This window comes from Halorubrum pallidum, from assembly GCF_055380345.1.
Map to the genome: position 1 here is coordinate 803,980 of NZ_AP043945.1, position 17,234 is coordinate 821,213.

18 protein-coding genes are annotated in these 17,234 nt (G+C 69.5%); 13 read left to right on the forward strand and 5 right to left on the reverse strand.

What is annotated here, in order from left to right:
- Window positions 1-18 precede the first annotated feature (18 nt).
- Window positions 19-684, reverse strand: a complete 666-nt coding sequence (locus ACZ45C_RS05735) for an O-methyltransferase (protein ID WP_460560297.1) — start codon at window positions 682-684, stop codon at window positions 19-21.
- A gap of 215 nt (window positions 685-899) precedes the next feature.
- On the opposite strand from ACZ45C_RS05735, the gene ACZ45C_RS05740 reads away from it, so the two are divergent.
- Window positions 900-2,576, forward strand: coding sequence for an acyl-CoA mutase large subunit family protein (locus ACZ45C_RS05740; RefSeq protein ID WP_460560295.1), 1,677 nt, complete (start codon window positions 900-902; stop codon window positions 2,574-2,576).
- Between the two features lie 54 nt (window positions 2,577-2,630).
- Here ACZ45C_RS05740 and ACZ45C_RS05745 read toward each other — a convergent pair whose 3' ends face one another.
- Window positions 2,631-3,398: a formate/nitrite transporter family protein gene (locus ACZ45C_RS05745; protein WP_460560679.1), complete on the reverse strand. Its 768-nt coding sequence runs from the start codon at window positions 3,396-3,398 to the stop codon at window positions 2,631-2,633.
- 141 nt (window positions 3,399-3,539) lie between these two features.
- Between ACZ45C_RS05745 and mce the strand changes: the two genes are divergently transcribed.
- From mce to ACZ45C_RS05790, 9 genes are all read left to right on the forward strand, one after another.
- The gene (gene mce, locus ACZ45C_RS05750; RefSeq protein ID WP_460560293.1) at window positions 3,540-3,926 is read left to right on the forward strand and encodes a methylmalonyl-CoA epimerase; all 387 of its coding nucleotides are present in this window, start codon (window positions 3,540-3,542) and stop codon (window positions 3,924-3,926) included.
- A 51-nt stretch (window positions 3,927-3,977) separates the two neighbouring features.
- Window positions 3,978-4,667 (forward strand): cyclase family protein, encoded by a 690-nt coding sequence (locus tag ACZ45C_RS05755; RefSeq protein WP_460560291.1) that lies wholly within the window; start codon window positions 3,978-3,980, stop codon window positions 4,665-4,667.
- A gap of 117 nt (window positions 4,668-4,784) precedes the next feature.
- Entirely contained in the window at window positions 4,785-5,066 is a 282-nt protein-coding gene (locus tag ACZ45C_RS05760) for a 50S ribosomal protein L44e (RefSeq protein WP_008004085.1), read from the forward strand.
- Window positions 5,067-5,068: 2 nt separating this feature from the next.
- On the forward strand, window positions 5,069-5,242 hold the full coding sequence (locus tag ACZ45C_RS05765; RefSeq protein WP_137784620.1) for a 30S ribosomal protein S27e: 174 nt from the start codon (window positions 5,069-5,071) through the stop codon (window positions 5,240-5,242).
- 18 nt (window positions 5,243-5,260) lie between these two features.
- A complete protein-coding gene (locus ACZ45C_RS05770; RefSeq protein ID WP_460560288.1) occupies window positions 5,261-6,061 on the forward strand; it encodes a translation initiation factor IF-2 subunit alpha in 801 nt (266 codons plus the stop codon).
- A 16-nt stretch (window positions 6,062-6,077) separates the two neighbouring features.
- Window positions 6,078-6,260: an RNA-protein complex protein Nop10 gene (locus ACZ45C_RS05775; protein ID WP_460560286.1), complete on the forward strand. Its 183-nt coding sequence runs from the start codon at window positions 6,078-6,080 to the stop codon at window positions 6,258-6,260.
- Window positions 6,261-6,367: 107 nt separating this feature from the next.
- Window positions 6,368-7,120 carry a proteasome assembly chaperone family protein gene (locus ACZ45C_RS05780; protein ID WP_460560284.1) on the forward strand — a complete coding sequence of 251 codons (753 nt, stop codon included), beginning with the start codon at window positions 6,368-6,370 and terminating at the stop codon, window positions 7,118-7,120.
- 81 nt (window positions 7,121-7,201) lie between these two features.
- Window positions 7,202-8,368: a thiolase domain-containing protein gene (locus ACZ45C_RS05785; protein WP_460560282.1), complete on the forward strand. Its 1,167-nt coding sequence runs from the start codon at window positions 7,202-7,204 to the stop codon at window positions 8,366-8,368.
- Window positions 8,365-8,781, forward strand: a complete 417-nt coding sequence (locus ACZ45C_RS05790; protein WP_460560280.1) for a Zn-ribbon domain-containing OB-fold protein — start codon at window positions 8,365-8,367, stop codon at window positions 8,779-8,781. Before ACZ45C_RS05785 ends, ACZ45C_RS05790 begins: the two co-directional genes overlap by 4 nt.
- A 24-nt stretch (window positions 8,782-8,805) precedes the next feature.
- On the opposite strand, the gene ACZ45C_RS05795 is transcribed toward ACZ45C_RS05790, so the two are convergent.
- Window positions 8,806-9,573: a VOC family protein gene (locus tag ACZ45C_RS05795; protein WP_460560278.1), complete on the reverse strand. Its 768-nt coding sequence runs from the start codon at window positions 9,571-9,573 to the stop codon at window positions 8,806-8,808.
- 77 nt (window positions 9,574-9,650) lie between these two features.
- Window positions 9,651-12,623, reverse strand: a complete 2,973-nt coding sequence (locus ACZ45C_RS05800) for a hypothetical protein (protein ID WP_460560276.1) — start codon at window positions 12,621-12,623, stop codon at window positions 9,651-9,653.
- Window positions 12,624-12,752: 129 nt separating this feature from the next.
- On the opposite strand from ACZ45C_RS05800, the gene ACZ45C_RS05805 reads away from it, so the two are divergent.
- Together ACZ45C_RS05805 and ACZ45C_RS05810 are read left to right on the forward strand one after the other, a co-directional pair.
- Window positions 12,753-13,184, forward strand: coding sequence for an EamA family transporter (locus ACZ45C_RS05805; protein ID WP_460560274.1), 432 nt, complete (start codon window positions 12,753-12,755; stop codon window positions 13,182-13,184).
- 131 nt (window positions 13,185-13,315) lie between these two features.
- Window positions 13,316-14,818, forward strand: a complete 1,503-nt coding sequence (locus ACZ45C_RS05810) for an MATE family efflux transporter (RefSeq protein WP_460560272.1) — start codon at window positions 13,316-13,318, stop codon at window positions 14,816-14,818.
- 40 nt (window positions 14,819-14,858) lie between these two features.
- Here the strand turns inward: ACZ45C_RS05810 and ACZ45C_RS05815 are convergent, their stop codons facing one another.
- Window positions 14,859-16,076 carry an iron-containing alcohol dehydrogenase family protein gene (locus ACZ45C_RS05815; protein WP_460560270.1) on the reverse strand — a complete coding sequence of 406 codons (1,218 nt, stop codon included), beginning with the start codon at window positions 16,074-16,076 and terminating at the stop codon, window positions 14,859-14,861.
- A gap of 144 nt (window positions 16,077-16,220) precedes the next feature.
- Here ACZ45C_RS05815 and ACZ45C_RS05820 point away from each other — a divergent pair, with 144 nt between their 5' ends.
- A complete protein-coding gene (locus ACZ45C_RS05820) occupies window positions 16,221-17,090 on the forward strand; it encodes a hypothetical protein (RefSeq protein ID WP_460560268.1) in 870 nt (289 codons plus the stop codon).
- Window positions 17,091-17,234 lie beyond the last annotated feature (144 nt).

Here is a 17,234-nt window from a genome sequence, read left to right on the forward strand (position 1 = left end):
GGACCGCGGCGTCGAGCGTCAGATCACCTTCGTCGACACCGCGATCCCGGAGCCGACCGGGAGGACGGCCGTCTCCACGGCGTCGTCGGAGCGGACCGTGCCGACGTACTCGCCGATGCCGCGCGTCTCGGCGTCGATTTCGGCGTCCGGGAGCGGCGCGCCCTCCTCGAAGTGAGCCACGAGATTGGCGAACTCTATGGGGCCGCGCGTGACGTTGTCTGCGACGATCACGCCCCCGGTCCGCACCTTCGGAAGGACGGTTCGATAGGCGTCCGCGTATCGGTGTTTCTGGTGGTCGATGAGGGCGACGTCGAAGGGGCCGTCGTAGCGCGCTATCGTCTCCATCGCGTCGCCCACCTCGAATGTGACCCGGTCGGCGTACCCGCCGTCGGCCGCGAACTGGACGCCGCGTTTGGCCTCTTCCTCGTCGAACTCGGTGCAGATCACGGCGTCCGCGCCCCCGCGGAGGAACCACGTCGCGGAGTAGCCGAATCCGGAGCCGAACTCGAAGACGCGCCCGGCGTCGGTCAGGCGGGCGAGAAGCCGGAGCACCGCACCTGCCTCCGGCCCGATGATGGGGAACCCCCAGTCGTCGGCGAGGTCGGCCATCTCGTCCTGTGTCGACGTGTGGTCGGGCGCGGTCGCGGCGAGGAAGCGCTCGACGGCGTCGGATCGTGCGTCCATGTGTGCGGATCGGCCGCACGGCACTTGAAACCGGGCGACCGCTCATCCTCACAGTTAAAACCGGGCGACTGCTCGTCCTCACGTGTGACCCGCGGCCGCGTGCGAGCGAGCGGCGCGTGATGTTCGCAGGGTCCCGTGGCGTCTGAAGAGATGCCGTCCGTCGATGAACGAGATTCTGAAAACTGTTAAGTCGTGTTCGACACTTGATCTCACTAATGTACGATCCTGACGAATTGGACGCCATCCGAGAGGCCAAAGCGTCGTGGGAGGACGGAACCTACGGCGAGACCGTCGACCGGTTCGGCGAGCGCAAGGAGACGTTTACCACCGACACGGGAGGTCAGGAGGTCGATCCGCTGTACACCCCCGCTGACGTGCCCGGTCACGATTACCGCGAGGATCTGGGGAATCCCGGCGAGGAGCCGTACACGCGCGGGGTCTACTCGACGATGCACCGCGGACGGCTCTGGACGATGCGCCAGTACGCCGGGATGGGAACCGCCGCGGAGACGAACGAGCGGTTCAACTACCTCATCGATCAGGGCTCTTCGGGGCTCTCGATGGCGTTCGATCTCCCGACGCAGATGGGGTACGACTCCGATGCCGCGATGGCCGAGGGCGAGGTCGGCCGGTCGGGGGTTGCCATCGACACCCTCGACGACTTCGAGACCGTCTTCGACGGGATCCCTCTCGACGAGGTGTCGACGTCGATGACGATCAACGCTCCGGCCGGGGTCCTGCTCGCGATGTACGTCGCGATGGGGGACAAGCAGGGCGTCCCGCGCGAACAGCTCCGCGGAACGATCCAAAACGACATCATGAAAGAGTACATCGCGCGGAACCTCTACATCTACCCGCCCGAGCACTCGATGCGGCTCATCACTGATATCTTCGAGTTCTGTGCGTCCGAGACGCCGAGTTTCAACACCATCTCGATCTCGGGATACCACATCCGCGAGGCCGGCTCGACGGCGGCTCAAGAGGTCGCGTTCACGCTCGGAAACGGCATCGAGTACGTGCAGGCAGCGATCGACGCTGGACTCGATGTCGACGACTTCGCCCCGCAGCTCTCCTTCTTCTTCAACGCGCACAACAACATCTTCGAGGAGGCCGCGAAGTTCCGCGCCGCGCGTCGGATGTGGGCGCAGATCATGGAGGATCGGTTCGGTGCCGAGAACCCCAAGTCCAAGCAGCTCAAGTTCCACACGCAGACCGGCGGCTCCACGCTGACCGCCCAGCAGATCGAGAACAACGTCGTTCGCGTCGCGTATCAGGCGCTCGCGGCGGTGCTCGGGGGCACCCAGAGCCTCCACACGAACGGCAAAGACGAGGCGCTCGCGCTCCCCACCGAGCAGTCGGTCCGCACCGCGCTCCGGACCCAGCAGATACTCGCCCACGAGTCGGGCGCTGCGGACACGATCGACCCGCTGGCCGGCTCTTACTACGTCGAGAGCCTGACCGACGGGATCGAGGAGGACGCCTTCGAGCTACTGGAGGAGGTCGACCGCCGCGGCGGCATGCTGGAGGCGGTCAAGAGCCAGTGGGTCCAACGGCAGATCCAAGACGTCGCCTTCGACCGCCAGGAGGAGATCGAGGAGGGCGACCGGATCATCGTCGGCGTCAACGAGTACGAGGTCGATGAGGAACCCGAGATGGACTTAGAGGAGGTCGATCCGGAACAGGAGCAGAACCAGCGCGACCGGCTCCAAGAGGTCAAAGCCGACCGCGACGGCGACGCCGTCGACGACGCGCTCTCGTCGCTGCGCGAGGCAGCGCGGGGCTCCGAGAATGTGATGCCTCACATCGTCGATGCGGTGAAGGCGTACGCGACCGTCCAAGAGATCTCAGACGTGCTCCGCGAGGAGTTCGGGGAATACAAGCCGGGTCGGTAGGGGCGGTCCTACCGCAGCCGCACCGCGGTCCCGGGAACGCTCGTGTCGGGGTGGTCAGTTCGCGCCGCGAACGACGTGACCGTACTTCAGCAGCGCGACGAACACCGTCCCGCCGAAGGCGTTACCGATCGTCGCCAACACGAGGAACGACGCGTAGTCCGCGAGCGTGATCGCGGGCGAGACGAGCAGCCCGAACAGCACCTCGACGTTGCCCGCGATCGAGTGGGGAAGGTGGAGGAGACCGATCGTTCCGGTGACGATCAACACGAGGAGAATGCGGCTCGTCGTCTCCTGTGCGGCCGCGACGAGCCACGCCAGCAATCCCATCAGCCACCCGGCGAAGACGCCGCCGACGAACAGCCACGGGAGGTCGTGGTCGACGAGCTTCAACGCGATCGTCTCGAAGGACTCTGGCGCGACGACGCCGAGCTCCGGCATCAACAGGGTCACGAGCAGCGTGAACAGGAACCCGCCGACGAGGTTCCCGACGTACACCAGACCCCAGAGCCGCCCCAACTGCCGGAGAGAGGCTTGGCCGTCGAGGACCGGGATCACGGCCAGCGTCGTGTGCTCGGTGAACAGCTCCGAGCGGCCGATGATGACGAACATGAAGCCGATCGAGTAGACGCTGGCGAGCAGGAGCTCGGTCGTCAGATCGCCGAATCCGCCGGGCGACAGCGTCAGAACAACCGCCATCATCAGCGGGCCGAACCCGATGTCGAGGCCGGCCGACAGCCCCGAGAGCAGCAGTCCGGACCGCTCTCGATTCATCTCGTGGAGTCCGCTGTCGAGCAGCGAGCCGAGGATGTTCCGCGACGTCATCTGCTCCGACGTCTCGGATTGTGAATCGCTCACTGGTGGTCCGTCCTCGCTACTCCCGGCTCGCACCCAAATCTTTGGATCCCGGCGGGACGGATCCGACTCCTCGGTCGTTATAAGGTATAGACGGTCGATCCGGAACGCATGCACTTCGACCACGTGGGCGTCGCGACGCGTGACGCGACAGCCCTCGCCGACCTGTTCGACGGACTGCTCGACGCGCCGATCGCTCACGAGGAAACGTTCGACGGGATGTCCGTCGTCTTCCTCGAACTCGACGATGGCGGATATTTTGAGCTGTTGGAGCCGGCCGAAGACGGCGCAATCGCCGACTTCCTCGATCGCGAGGGGCCGGGAATTCACCACGTCGCGCTCGCGACGGACGACCTCCCGGCGGCGCTCGACCGCGCCCGCGACCTCGGCGTCGATCGCATCGACGAGGAGCCGCGGCCGGGCGCGTGGGGCCACGAGGTGGCCTTTTTGCACCCACGGTCGACGGGCGGGGTGCTCGTGGAGTTCGTCGAACACTGACCGCGCCGCAGCGGACGACGGCTTTTATCGGATGTAGCGCCATCTCCGACCATGTTCTGCGACCTCTCGCGGCCGATCGAGACGGGGATGCCGACCTACCCCGGCGATCCCGACGTGACGCTGTCGCCCGACGCGACGCACGCGGAGGACGGCTACGCGACGAGCGAACTCCGAACCGGGAGCCACGCCGGCACCCACGTCGACGCCCCCCGGCACACGCTGGCCGACGGGGAGCCGATCGACGTGGTCGACGTGGGAGCGTTCGCGCTCGACGCCCGTCTCGTCGACCTCGCGGGCGCGCTCGACGCTCGCGAGCCGATCCGCGCCGCCGCGCTGCCGGACCCGAGCGACGTGCGCGAGTCGTGTGACCTCCTCGTCGTCCGTACGGGGTGGGAGATGCGGTGGGGGACCGGGCGGTACCGCGACCACCCGTACCTGACCGAAGCGGCTGCGGAGCGGTGCCGCGCGGCCGGCGTCGGCGTCGGGCTCGACACCTTCGGCCCGGACCCGACGCCGGCCGGGGTGGACACCGACGGCGAAACCGAGGGCCTCACGACGGACGACGAAACGACGGACGGTACGCCAGCCCACGACGTGCTGTTGGGGGCCGGCCTCCCGATCGTCGAGAACCTCCGTGGGCTCGACGGGCCACCGGAGCGGTTCCGGCTGTACGCGTTTCCCCTCCGCCTTCGCGACGGAGACGGATCGCCGGTGCGGGCGGTCGCGGAGTGGGAGGCGTGACCCGAAGCGCGCGGCGTGGCTCGCTCGAAGACGGAGCGCGACCGTCTCGCACGGTCGCGAGACAGACCAAACCCGTTTTAAGCGTCGGTGACGAACCGCGTTTCAAGGTCGATATCCATGGAAATGCCACGTCGTTTCAACACGTACTGTCCCAACTGTGACTCCCACCAGGAGCACGAAGTGGAGAAGGTTCGATCGGGTCGGGCGACCGGAATGAAACGCGACGCGCGCCAGCGACGCCGCGCGCTCGCGACGATCGGCAACGCCGGCGGGTACTCGAAGGTGCCCGGTGGCGACAAGCCGACGAAGAAGACTCACCTGAAGTACCGCTGCGGCGACTGCGGCAAGGCGCACATGCGCGAGGGCTGGCGCGCCGGCCGGCTCACGTTCCAGGAGTAAGCATGGCGGGAAGCTTCCACCGCGTCGCCTGCGGCGACTGCGAGAACGAACAGGTCGTCTTCGGCAAAGCCTCCTCGACGGTGTCGTGTGCAGTCTGCGGCACGACGCTCGCGACCCCCACCGGCGGGGAGGCCGAGTTCCACGGCGAGATCGTCGAAACCGTTGAGGCGCGGTAACCGCCTCATCACCCCCGTATGAAGTACAGCGGCTGGCCCGAACCCGGCGAGTTGGTTGTCGGCGACGTCGACGAGATCGCCGACTTCGGCGTCTTCGTCGACCTCGACGAGTACGAGGACAAACGCGGCCTCTGTCACATCAGCGAGGTCGCCTCCGGCTGGATCAAGAACGTCCGCGACCACGTCCGCGAGGGACAGACGGTGGTCGCGAAGGTGCTCGAGGTCGACGAGTCGGCGAACCAGATCGATCTGTCGATCAAAGACGTCAACGAGCACCAGCGGAAAGACAAGATACAGGCCTGGAAGAACGCACAGAAGGCCGACAACTGGATGCTCATCGCCCTCGGCGAGGACGTCGACGACGACCGGTACACCGAGGTCGCAAACTCGCTCTTAGAGGAGTACGAGAGCCTCTACGACGCCTTTGAGGCGGCTGCGATCAGCGGCAGCGAGGCACTCGACACGGTCGACGTCGACGAGGCGGCCGCGGAGTCGATAGTCGAGGCGGCCCGCGACAACGTCTCCGTCCCCTACGTCGACGTGACCGGATACGTCGACCTCGAATCCGCGGCGTCCGACGGCGTCGACGACGTGAAGGCAGCGCTCGAAGCCGCCGAAGGCAACGGCGAGGTTCCCGACGGCGTCGACCTCGAGGTCGGCTACGTCGGGTCGCCTGAGTACCGGATCAAGGTCCGCGCGCCGGACTACAAGACGGCCGAGGACCAGCTCGAAGCCGCGGCTGACCGCGCCCGCGAGGCGATCGAGGCCGCGGGCGGAACCGGCGCGTACCACCGCGAGCGCCGCGAAGACGACGAGTAACCCCCTATTTCTCCCCGTGAAATCCGATATCCGCGTCTGTGCGAGTTGGGAGACCGCCCACGACCGGCCGGTGTACGCGCTCGGCGACCGCTGTCCGGAGTGCGACGGGCCGACAGAGAACAGCGCGCCCGCCCCGTTCAGCCCCGAGGACCCGTACGGCGAGTATCGCCGACGAGTCCGGCGACGGGTGACGGAGTAGCCGCGGAGACGGAAGACCGTCCCCGGCCGGACCGCTGTCGGACGCGGTCGGTCCGACCGCTGCCCGAATAGCCACCCTCTTGTGAACGCCGTCCCGTAAGACAGGACATGGACGATATCGAGATCGACACGGTCGCGACGCCGGAGCTCGACGATCCGGTGCTCATCGAGGGACTGCCGGGCGTCGGCCACGTGGGAAAGCTCGCGGCCGAGCACCTGTTAGAGGAGTTCGATGGCGAGCTCGTCCGGCGCGTGTACACCACCGAGTTCCCGCCGCAGGTGAACATCGACGGCGACGGCGTCGCCGAGTTGACCTGCGCGGAATTCCACGCGATCGAGACCGACGGCGCTGATCTGCTGGTGTTGACCGGCGATCACCAGGCCGGTTCCAACGCGGGCCACTACCGGCTCACCACGACGTTCCTCGACGTCGCAGAGGAATTCGGAGCGCAGCGCGCGTACGCGCTCGGCGGCGTGCCCACCGGCGAGCTCGTCGAGGAGTACACCGTGCTCGGTGCGGTCTCTAACGGCGGCCTCATCGACGTGCTCGAAGACGCGGACGTCGAGTTCCGGCCCGACGAGCCGGCGGGCGGCATCGTCGGCGTCTCGGGGCTCGTGCTCGGACTCGGCGGGCGTCGCGGCTTCGACGCCGCCTGTCTGATGGGCGAGACGAGCGGCTACCTCGTCGACCCCAAGAGCGCGCGAACCGTCTTGGAGACGCTCGAAGCCCTGCTCGACTTCGCCGTCGACTACGAGAGCCTCGAAGAGCGCGCCGAGGAGATGGAGGAAGTCGTCGGCAAGATCCGCGAGATGCAGGACGGGCCGGCGGTGCCCGACGACGACCTTCGGTACATCGGATGATCGGCCGGCCGTTCTGGCCCGCGCGTATCGATTCTCACCGATTCCGGCAGGGATAAACCCGATCCGGATCATCGTTCGTGTATGACAGACGTACGCGTCGCGGGTGTCGGGCTCACGCGCTTCGGTGACCACCCGGAGCGGACGGGGCGCGACCTCTTCGCGACCGCCGCGCTCCGCGCGTTCGAGGACGCCGGGGTTCCCCGCGAGGACGTCGAGGAACTGAACTACGGCAACTTCATGGGATCACTCGCCGAGCATCAGGGTCATCAGGCCCCGCTGATGGCCGAGGCGGCGGGTGTGCGCTGTCCCGCGACGCGCTACGAGTCGGCGTGCGCCTCCGCGGGCGTCGCCGTCCGCGAGGCGGTTCGAACCGTCCGCGCCGGCGACGCCGACGTGGTGCTGGCCGGCGGGATGGAGCGCATGACGAACCTCCCGACCGCCGAGGTGACAGAGGGGCTCGCCATCGCGGCCGACGACCTCTTCGAGGTCCGCGAGGGCGTGACGTTCCCCGGCGCGTACGCGCTGATGGCGACGGCGTACTTCGACGCGTACGGCGGCGGACGCGAGGACCTCGCGCACGTCGCGTCGAAGAACCACGCGAACGCGGTCCCGAACGAGTACGCCCAGTTCCGCTCTGAGGTGTCGGTCGAGGAGGCGATGGACGCCCCGCCGGTCGCCGAGCCGTTACACCTCTACGACGCCTGTCCGATCACCGACGGCGCGAGCGCGCTGGTGATCGTCTCCGAGGAGTACGCCGCCGACCACGACGTGGACGCCCCGGTGGCGGTGACCGGCGTCGGACAGGGGACGGACCGGCTGGCGCTCGCGGACCGCGAGCACGTCGCGCGGACGCCCGCCGCCGACGACGCGGCCGAGACGGCGTACGCGGCTGCCGGCGTGCGTCCCGACGACGTCGACGTGGCCGAGGTCCACGACTGCTTCACCATCGCGGAGGTGCTCGCGATCGAGTCGCTCGGAATCGCACCGCGCGGCGAGGGGATCACGGCCGCCCGCGACGGACGCACCACCGCCGACGGCGACGTGCCGGTGAACCTCTCCGGCGGGCTGAAGGCGAAGGGCCACCCGGTCGGCGCGACCGGCGGATCGCAGATCGCGGAGCTGACCCGGCTGCTCCGCGGAGACCACCCGAACAGCGACCACGTCGCCGACGCGGAGGTCGGCGTCGCTCACAACGCCGGCGGAACCGTCGCCAGCGCCGTCGTCCACGTGCTGGAGGTGGCGGAATGAGCGACGACGCGGGTCCCGTGCCAGCGGCGAACGCTGGCTACGACGAGTGGGTCGACGCGCTCGCCGACGGCGAGGGGTACGCGCTCGTCTGTCCGAACGGACACGGATCGCTCCCGCCGCGTCGGGTGTGTCCCGAGTGCGGGTCGACCGAACTCTCGCGCGAACCGTTCGACTCGACGGGGACGGTCGAGACGCACAGCGTCGTTCACGTGCCGTCCCCGCGCTTCGCCGACGACGCGCCGTACGTGACCGCGATCGTCGATCTCGGTCCGGCGCGGGTCACGGGAGTCGTGCGCGGGATCGACCCCGATCCGACCGCGATCGACACCGGCGACGAGGTCGAGGCGTCGGTCGGAACGCGGGAGACGGACGGGGAACGGCTCGTGGTGTTCCGGCCGGCGGACGAGGAGTGAGACGCGGTCCCGGCTGCGGCGGCGCTACTCGGTGACGAGCAGTTCGATCTCGTGGCCGTCTTGGTCCTTGGTGAACGCGTACCGGTGGTCACACGACTCCGGGTCGCGGTAGTCCGGCGCTTCCCGTCGCATGAGCGTCTCCCACGCCTCGTCGAGGTCGTCGACGCGGACGCAGACGTGGCCCCAGCCGTCAGCCATCGTGTACTCGCGGCCGTCGTAATTGTAGGTGAGTTCCAGCTTCATCGCCTCCTGCGGGGCGTCGTCGGGGGCCACGAAGTAGTTCGAGAAGGAGTCGGCCTCCCAGCGGCCGGGGACCTCGGTGTGCTCGAATTTGCGGGTCCAGTAGCCGAGCGCCTCGTCGGCGTCCTCGACGCGGATCATCGTGTGGTCGATGCTCCACTTCGCGCCGTGGTCGCGCTTGACGATCTCGATCTCGTGGCCGTCGGGGTCTTTCACGAACGCGTAGCGGTTCCCGCAGGACTCGGGGTCGCGGTAGTCGTCGACGCCCTCGTCCATCAGCTGGTCGTACGACTCCTGAAGCGCGTCTTCGGGCACGCGCACGGCGATGTGCCCCCACGCGTCGCCGTTCTCGTAGGTGTGGTCGCCGTGGTTGTAGGTGAGTTCGAGGCGCGCGCCCTCCTCGTGCATGTCCTCGGGACCGAGGTAGACGTTGGTGAACGTGTCGGCCTCCCAGCGGCCCTTCTCCTCGTAGTTCAGGTGCGTCCGGTACCAGTCGAGGCTCTCCTCTAAGTCCTCGACGCGGATCATCACGTGGTCGAAGGTTCCGTCCATACACCCGATCGATCGGTCGCTCGCCTCAAAAGCGTACTGAAGGCCGCGGATCGCGGTCGGTGTGCGCGCCGCCCGGACTACCCTTCCCGGTCGAACCGCTCCCGGTGGAGTGACTCGCGCTCGTCGAAGACGACGACGGCCATGTGCGGCTCTTCGTCGACCGCGACGGTCGTCTCGTCGCCGGCCGTCACCTCTCCGCCGTCGGCGTCCCACGGCTGTAGCCCGTCGCTCCCGGGCTCGACGACCACGTCGACGCGCTCGGCGTCGAGGGCGTCGCCGCCGGCGTGGGTGAACGTCACGTCCCCTCCGTCGCCCTCTTCGGCCGGGTCGAACGCCACTTCGAACGCCGCTCGCGGCGGAATCACGTGCTCGGTCACGTTCCGGGTGCGATCGCCGGCGGTCCACTCCACGACGACCGTCGTCCCGGCCGGTAGCTCGCCGAGCGCGAGCGTTTCGCCTCCCGTCAACCGATCCGTCTCGTCGGACGGCTGCGCGTCCGCGGGCTCGCCGTCGACGAGGACCCGAAACGCGTCTGGATCGCGGTGGACCTCGCCGACGTAGCGCAGGGTCGTTCCCGACGCGTCCCTCTCTCTCCCGGCGTTCTCACCGCCCGCTCCGTCCGCACCGTCGCCGACGACGAATCCGCGGCGGGGCGTCGCCGGGAAGTGTGCCACCGAACTGGTCGCCGCGCCGTTCTCGAACTCGGTGTGGACGCTGACGACCACGGTGTCGTCGCCGCCGACGCCCTCGACGGCGACCGTGTCGCCGGCCGTCAGCTCGTCGTGCTCGGCCGCGAACCGCGACTCGCGCTCGCGCGGCGCGTCCGAGCTGTTCACCGAGAGACGCAGCCGACTCGGATCGACCGGACGCTCGCCGACGTACTCCACGGTCATCTCTTCTGCGGCGGCGTCGTAGCGCGCGACCACGGCGTCGCGGGCCGTGGTCGTCCCGCCGAGGTGATGCTCGCGCTCGCCGCCGATCCACACGAGCCGAACCCGCGAGAGCGGCGGAACGGGGGCGGAAAACGCGTCGTCGCGTCCGAACTCGTCGAGCTCGTCCGCGGGCTGTACCTCGGTCGGCTCCCGGCCGGCCCGTAGCTCCAGTTCCGACGCGGGGAGCGCTCGCCCGCCGCGGTGGCGCACCGTGACCTCGCCGGCGTCCGGGTCGTACTCGATCCCCGCGTGCGTGCTCGGGACGACCTCCTGCTCGGCGATGACGATCGGCTCGTCTGGCTCGCGCCACTCGACCGCGACCGCGCTCCCGAGCGGAAGCTCGCCGAGGACCAGTTCGTCCCCATCCGACAGCGTGTCGTACTCGTCGGCGAACTGCGCGTCGGTCGGCCCCCCGTCGACCAGCGTCACGAACGCGTCCGCGGGGCGGGACTCATCGCCCGCGTACCGGACGGTCGTCCCCTCCTCGGCGCGCGAGTGGATCCAGACCTGCGGCGGCGACGCGCGGTACTGCGCGAGCGAGCCCGCCCCGACGCCCGGCGGCGTCTCCACGTCGAACTCCAGTCGCACGCTGTCGCCGATACCCACGCCGTCGACGGTGACCGCGTCACCCGGTTCGAGCGTGGCGTCGGTGAACTCCCCGCCGACCGTTCGAGCCCCGTCCTCGCCGCGGTGGACCAGCCGGAGGGCGTCCGGGTCGGCCGCCCGATCGCCCTCGTAGGTCAGATCCAGCGTCTCGGCGTCCATGTCATACGAGAACGTGAACGCCTCGCGGTCGACGCGCTCGCGAGCGTACGTGTAGTAGGCGTTCTCGTCGGCATCGAACCACCGAAGCGTGACGGTCCCGATCTGACCGGTGTCGACGGTGATCGCGTCACCCGCCTCGAACGCTCCGCCGCCGAGGACCGCGTCGCTCACCTCCTCCCCGCCGTGCCACACCTCGAGATCGTCGGCGGGCACCGCCTCGCCCGCGCGGTGTTCGAACGTCACCGTGCCGGCCTCCCGGTCGAACCGCGACCGCACCTCCGCGTCCGGAGCAGCCTCGCTGTCCAGATCGGGCGGTGCCTCGACCGTGACATCGACGAGGATCAGCCCGTCCGTCCGCGAGACGTCGGTCTCGACCGGAACGGCGGGGTCGACCGCGCGCACGAGCCGCTCGACCGCGTCATCGTCGATCGATTTCGCCCCGGATCCGGTGCCAGACGCGTCGCCCGCGGGGCGGATGACGTAGGCGTTCTCTGCGGTCCCGTCCAGCTCGCGAAGGTCCTCCGGAGCCGTCTCGAAGCCGACGGCGAACGCGCCGACGCGACCGGAAACTTCCGAGGGGAACGGCCCCTCTGCGGCGTCGGGGACGAGGAGCACCGTCGCGAACCCGCCGAGCCGCGGGAGCGCCGCCTCGCCGATCGCCGACTCCGCGAGCCGGTCGGCCTTCCCGGCGGCCGCGCGGCCGGCGATTCGGGCGATCTCGATCCGCCGATCGGTCTCGTCCCCGCCCGACCCCGCCGCGCCGGTGGTGGCTGGAACAGCGCCGTCGGTGGCCGCCGCCACGCCCTCACCGGCGACGACGGCGGTGTCCCCGTCGTCGGCGAGGTGCCAGCCGGCCGGGAGATCGTCCGTCGTCTCGGCGTCAGCCGGAAGAGCGGAACTCCAGTCGCTCCCACCGTCGGCGTCGCCGCCAGCGTCACCGCTCTCGCCGACCGCGATCGTCTCTCCGATGTCGACTCGGTCGAACGATCCCGCGGCGGTGAGCAGGCGCACGCCGCGGTCGGTCGGCGTGACCGAGACCGTCGCCGACAGCGCGTCCGCGTCCACGCCGAGCGTCTCTGTCGCGGACTGGGCCCGATACGACAGGTCCTCGGTCGAATTCGCGTCGACGCGCTCGGCGATGACGGTGGCGTACGTCGTCGACAGCGCGTCCGCCGCGGGCACGGGAGCGAACGCGTCGGAGAGCGGCGCTGGAACGTCGACGTCGAGGTCGGTCGGCGTGCTGTCCGAGCGCGAGCGTCCGTCTCCGTCGGCGTCCGGATCGACGAAGCCTGTCAGCGCGGCGAGCGTCAGGGCGCTTCCACCGAGGAAGTCCCGACGGGAGGGGCGTACCATGGCCGGCGGTACAGACGCGTAACCCAAAAGGGCACGGGAGAGACAAACCGTCGTCGTAGTTATCGCGAACGCCTCTCCTCTCCGTCCGCTTTCGGCAGGCACTTCGCGCGGGAGACCAACGATTCGGGTATGCAACCGACGTACCTGCCGTACGCCCTGATCGCGATGGGGGCGTACGCGTTCGTCTCGCCGCTCATGCGCGTCGCAACGACGGGTCCCGACGCGGTTCCGAGCGACGTTGCCGTCGTCGTCTCGAACACGCTGCTCGTCGCGATGGCTCTCGGCGTGCTGGCGTACACCGATCAGGGGTTCACGGCACACCTCGGATCGCCGAAGATACCCTACGTCCTCGCAGCCGGGCTGTTCCTCGGCATCGGAATCCTGGCGCTGTACCGTTCGCTCGCGCTCGGTCCGGTGAGCGTCGTGACGCCGGTCTTCGCGATGTTCCTCGTCTTCTCGTCCGTGATCGGATTCCTCGTCTTGGGGGAATCGTTCACCGCCCGCAAGGCGCTCGGGATCGTCTTCGCGGTGGTATCGGTGTACCTCGTCTCCGGGGCGTGACCGGCGCCGGGTCGAAACGCCACCGCACGTTCGGGACGTGACGACTCCTGACGTTCGGGACGTGACGACACCCCGTATCGGACGCGTGACGAAATCCCTATACTCCACACGGTGGTAGCGTTAGACCCGCAGTGGCCCGCCTTCCGAACCCCTTTCGTGCCGCAATCTGCTACATCGGCTTCGCGCTGGCGCGCGTCGGGCTGATCGACCGCCACCGAGTGGTCCGGACGGCCGACCTCGCGTGGCCGCGGATCGTCACGGGGATCGCTCGAATGTCGAAGAACGCGGTCGACGTGGCGATGGTCGGCGTCGCCGTCGGTACTAGCGCGGTCGCCGGCGTCGGCTTCGCCGGCCCCTACTGGGGGCTCGCGTTCGCGATCGGCGGCGGCGTCGCGGGCGGCACCATCGCCTTGGTCTCCCAGCGGTACGGTGCCGAGGCGTTCGCTGAACTCGGTGACGCCGTCCGGGCGAGCGTCCTCCTCGTCGTGGCCGTCACAGTCCCCGTCTCCGTCGTCTTCTGGACGCAGTCGGCAGCCCTCCTCGACGTGTTGAGCAGCAACGAGGCGGCGATCGCGTACGGCTCCGCGTACCTTCGAATCGTCGGGCTCGGTGTTCCCTTCGCCGCGTTGAACCTCGTCGGGAGCCGCGCGCTCGTCGGCTGTGACGACGCCTACACCGCGATGCAGGTCCGCGCCGGCGGCGCGGTCGCGAACATCGTCCTCAGCGCGCTGTTCATCTTCGGCCTCGGCTGGGGGGTCGAGGGGGCGGCGGTCGGGACGGTGCTCTCGAACGTCGTCGCGGCGAGCGCGTTCGCCGTCGGCCTCGTTCGCGGCGGCGTGCCGGGGATCGGGGCGTTCCCGGTGTCGATCGACCCGTTCGGGTCGTACGTGTCGCCGGACATGCTCCGCGACCTCGTCGAAATCGGGCTCCCCGTCGGCGCGCGCAACCTCGTGTGGACCGTCGCGGAGTTCCCGATGTTAGCCATCCTCGACGTGTTCGGCGAGAACACCGTCGCGGCGTTCGTCATCGCGCGGCGCATCTGGGGGATCATGAACACGCCCGGCTGGGGCTTCGGGCTCGCCTCCTCCAGTCTGGTCGGGCAGGAACTGGGCGTCGAGCGCGTCGCAGAGGCGGAGGCGTACGCCCGCGACATCATCCGATTCTCCGTGGCGACGTACGTCGTCTTCGCGGCGCTGATGGCCGTCTTCGCGACCGACATCGTCACGCTGTTCGCCGAGACGCCGGAGAGTCCCGAGATACCGATCGCCGTGAACCTCGTGTACGCGGCCTGCGTCGCCGTCGTCTTCCAAGGCGTTTCGGGCGGGGCCGCGGGGCCGCTCGACGCCGCCGGCGACACGAAGATACCCTTCGCGAGTCAGTTCCTCGGGATGTTCTGCGTGTCGATCCCGCTCGCGTACGTCGGGGCGAACGACGCCACACCCGCGATCGACGTACCGCTCGTCGGCGCGACGATCCCCGAAATCGCGCTGCCCGCGATCGGGCTGTGGGGGCTCTACCTGGCGTTCCTCGCCGAGACGACGATCCCCGCCGCGATCAACTACTGGCGGTTCCGCTCCGGCAAGTGGAAGAAGATAAGCGAGGCGTATCGGCCGGAGGCGACCGCGGACGACTGACTCGAACGGCCCTCCCCCACTCCGACTCCCTCTCGACACCTCACCACGCGGCGCGCAACACGCCCTCGATCTCTTCGGGGGTGGCGTCGAGGCCTTCGGGGGCGCGGTCCATACACCAGTCGTCGACGACGTACTCGGCGACGGCGGGCAAGTCGTCCGCGTCGGTCTCCGGTAGGTCGCGTAGCCGCGAGGGGATCGTCAGGTCGTCGCGGACCGCGGCGACTGCCTCCACGACGCCCTCGGCGACCGTCTCGTCGGACCGCCTCTCGGCGTCGACGCCAAATCCGGCCGCGAGCGCGCGCCTGCTCGCGTCGACCTCCTCGAAGAGGTACGCGAGGACGTGGGGCGCGACGACGGCGTGGACGGCCCCCTGCTGGACGTCGTACCGGCGGGCAAAGCCGTGGCCGACCGCGTGGATCACGCTTATCTTGCGGTCGATCTGGACGAGCAGCGCGCCGACAACCGCCCGGTCCATGGCGGCTTCCGGGTCGGGGTGGCCGCGGTCGCCGGCGACGACCGGCAGCGAGTCGGCGAGCAGGCGCAGCCCGTGAACTGCGGCCGCGTCGCTCATGGGCGTCGCGTCGGCGGCGTAAGGCGTCTCGACTCCCTTGTCGAAGCCGTTCATCGCCGACCCCGCGAGCACCGACTCGGGGCTCGTCTCGAACAGCGCCGGGTCCGCCAGATCCGCGATCGGCATCGGCGCGTCGCCGCTGACTGTCACCGGCTGCCCGGTCGGCGAGGCGTCGGCGGAGCACACCTCAAGCGACCCGCCAGTCGAGAGGTCAGCCCCCGCGAACGTCGTCGGGATCACGACGACCGGCAGGGTCGCGTCCGCACCGGGCGCGAGGGGCCCGACCTCGTCCGGGGACTCCTCGGCAGCCGCTCGGAGCCGGTCGAGGTCGCGTCCGTCCGCGGCGAGCATCGGTGCCTGACGGGCCGTGTCGAGGCTGCTCCCGCCGCCGACGGCGACGAGGACGTCCGCGCCCACGGCCGCCCGTTCGTCGAGGAGCGCGTACGCGTCCTCGATGCGCTTATCGGGCGTCGTTCCGTCGAAGACGCCGGCGAGCCGGTCGTCGAGCCCCTCGCGGATCGGGTCCATCAGGTCGTCGTTCGCGCCGACGTTCGCACCGCAGACGACGAGCGCGTCGTCGAGTCCGCGGTCGCCGAGGAACGCGTCGAGGTCCGCGGCACGCCCCCGTCCGTACAGTATCTCACAGCCCCGATAGTCGTGTTCGAACGAGTCCGCGATCGGTAGCATCGCCGGGGAGTACGTCGGGGGCCGGCTTGTAGCTGTGGGGGGTCGCGCGTAGCCTCGGCTCCGAATGAACGCGCCGGTCGCGCCCGACGCGTCCCAAAGACCCAACCCGCTCGGGGCCACACGCTTCGAGGATCACGCTCTCGCATGCGCTCGTTCCCCTCGCTCCCGGACGTCACCGATCCGAACGCGCCAAACGACCTCCTCGACGGTCACCTCTGGATCCTCGAACTGATCGACGGGACGGGGCTCCGCTTCCAGATGGATGAGTCCGGGCTGCTCCGGTTCGGCGGCCCGGAGACGACGTACGCCGACGACGCGGCGGTGCCGCTTTCCCTCCGACCCGCGGTCCGCCGGGTCCGCGAGGCGTTCGACCGGCAGGCGCTCCGGGCCGCGGTCGACGAGCCCGCCGGGGTCACGTTCCTCGGCGTCGCGACCCACCACTGCGGAACCGACTACGACTGGGACCGCCTCCCGGCGTTCCTCGGAACCGACGTGTACGCGGCGGACGCCGATGCCTTCCGCCCACCGGACGCCGTCGAGGCGATCTTCGACGGCGTCGGACTCGTCGCCGTCGACGCCGTCGAGCGCGAGGTGAACGCCCGCGATTTCGACCCCGAAAGCTACGCGATCCCGGAATCGGCGTGGCGCGACGGCCCCGCGGCCGGCGTCGTGGTCCGAAACAAGCGCGGCGGGCGCGGGAAGATCGTCAGATCCGACCGCGATCCTTCATCCGAGGAGTCCCCCGCCGACGCTCCCGACGCCGACGCGCTCGCCGACGCCCACGCGACTCGGGAGCGGTTCGCGAGGGTCGTCGCCGCACTCGAACGGCGCGGCGATCCGGTGACTGTGGACGCGCTCGCGGACCGAACCGTCGAGTCGATCGCTCGCGAGACCGCCGCCGGCGTCGGCGCGGAGGGCATCGGCGCGGAGGGCGGCGTCGATCCGGTGGCGCTTCGCGCGGCGGTCGTCGAGCCTGCGCGAGCCCACCTCGACGACCGGACCGACGGATGGTGAGCGGCGGCGGGTGACTGTGGATCGACCGGCTCGACCGCCTCGCTCACACGCCCGCGCGCGTGCGCCGGCTTTATAACCCGCCACTGACTAGCTCGGGTAAGTTCTATGTCAGAGCAGAGTGAGTACGGAGCCGGCCAGATCCAG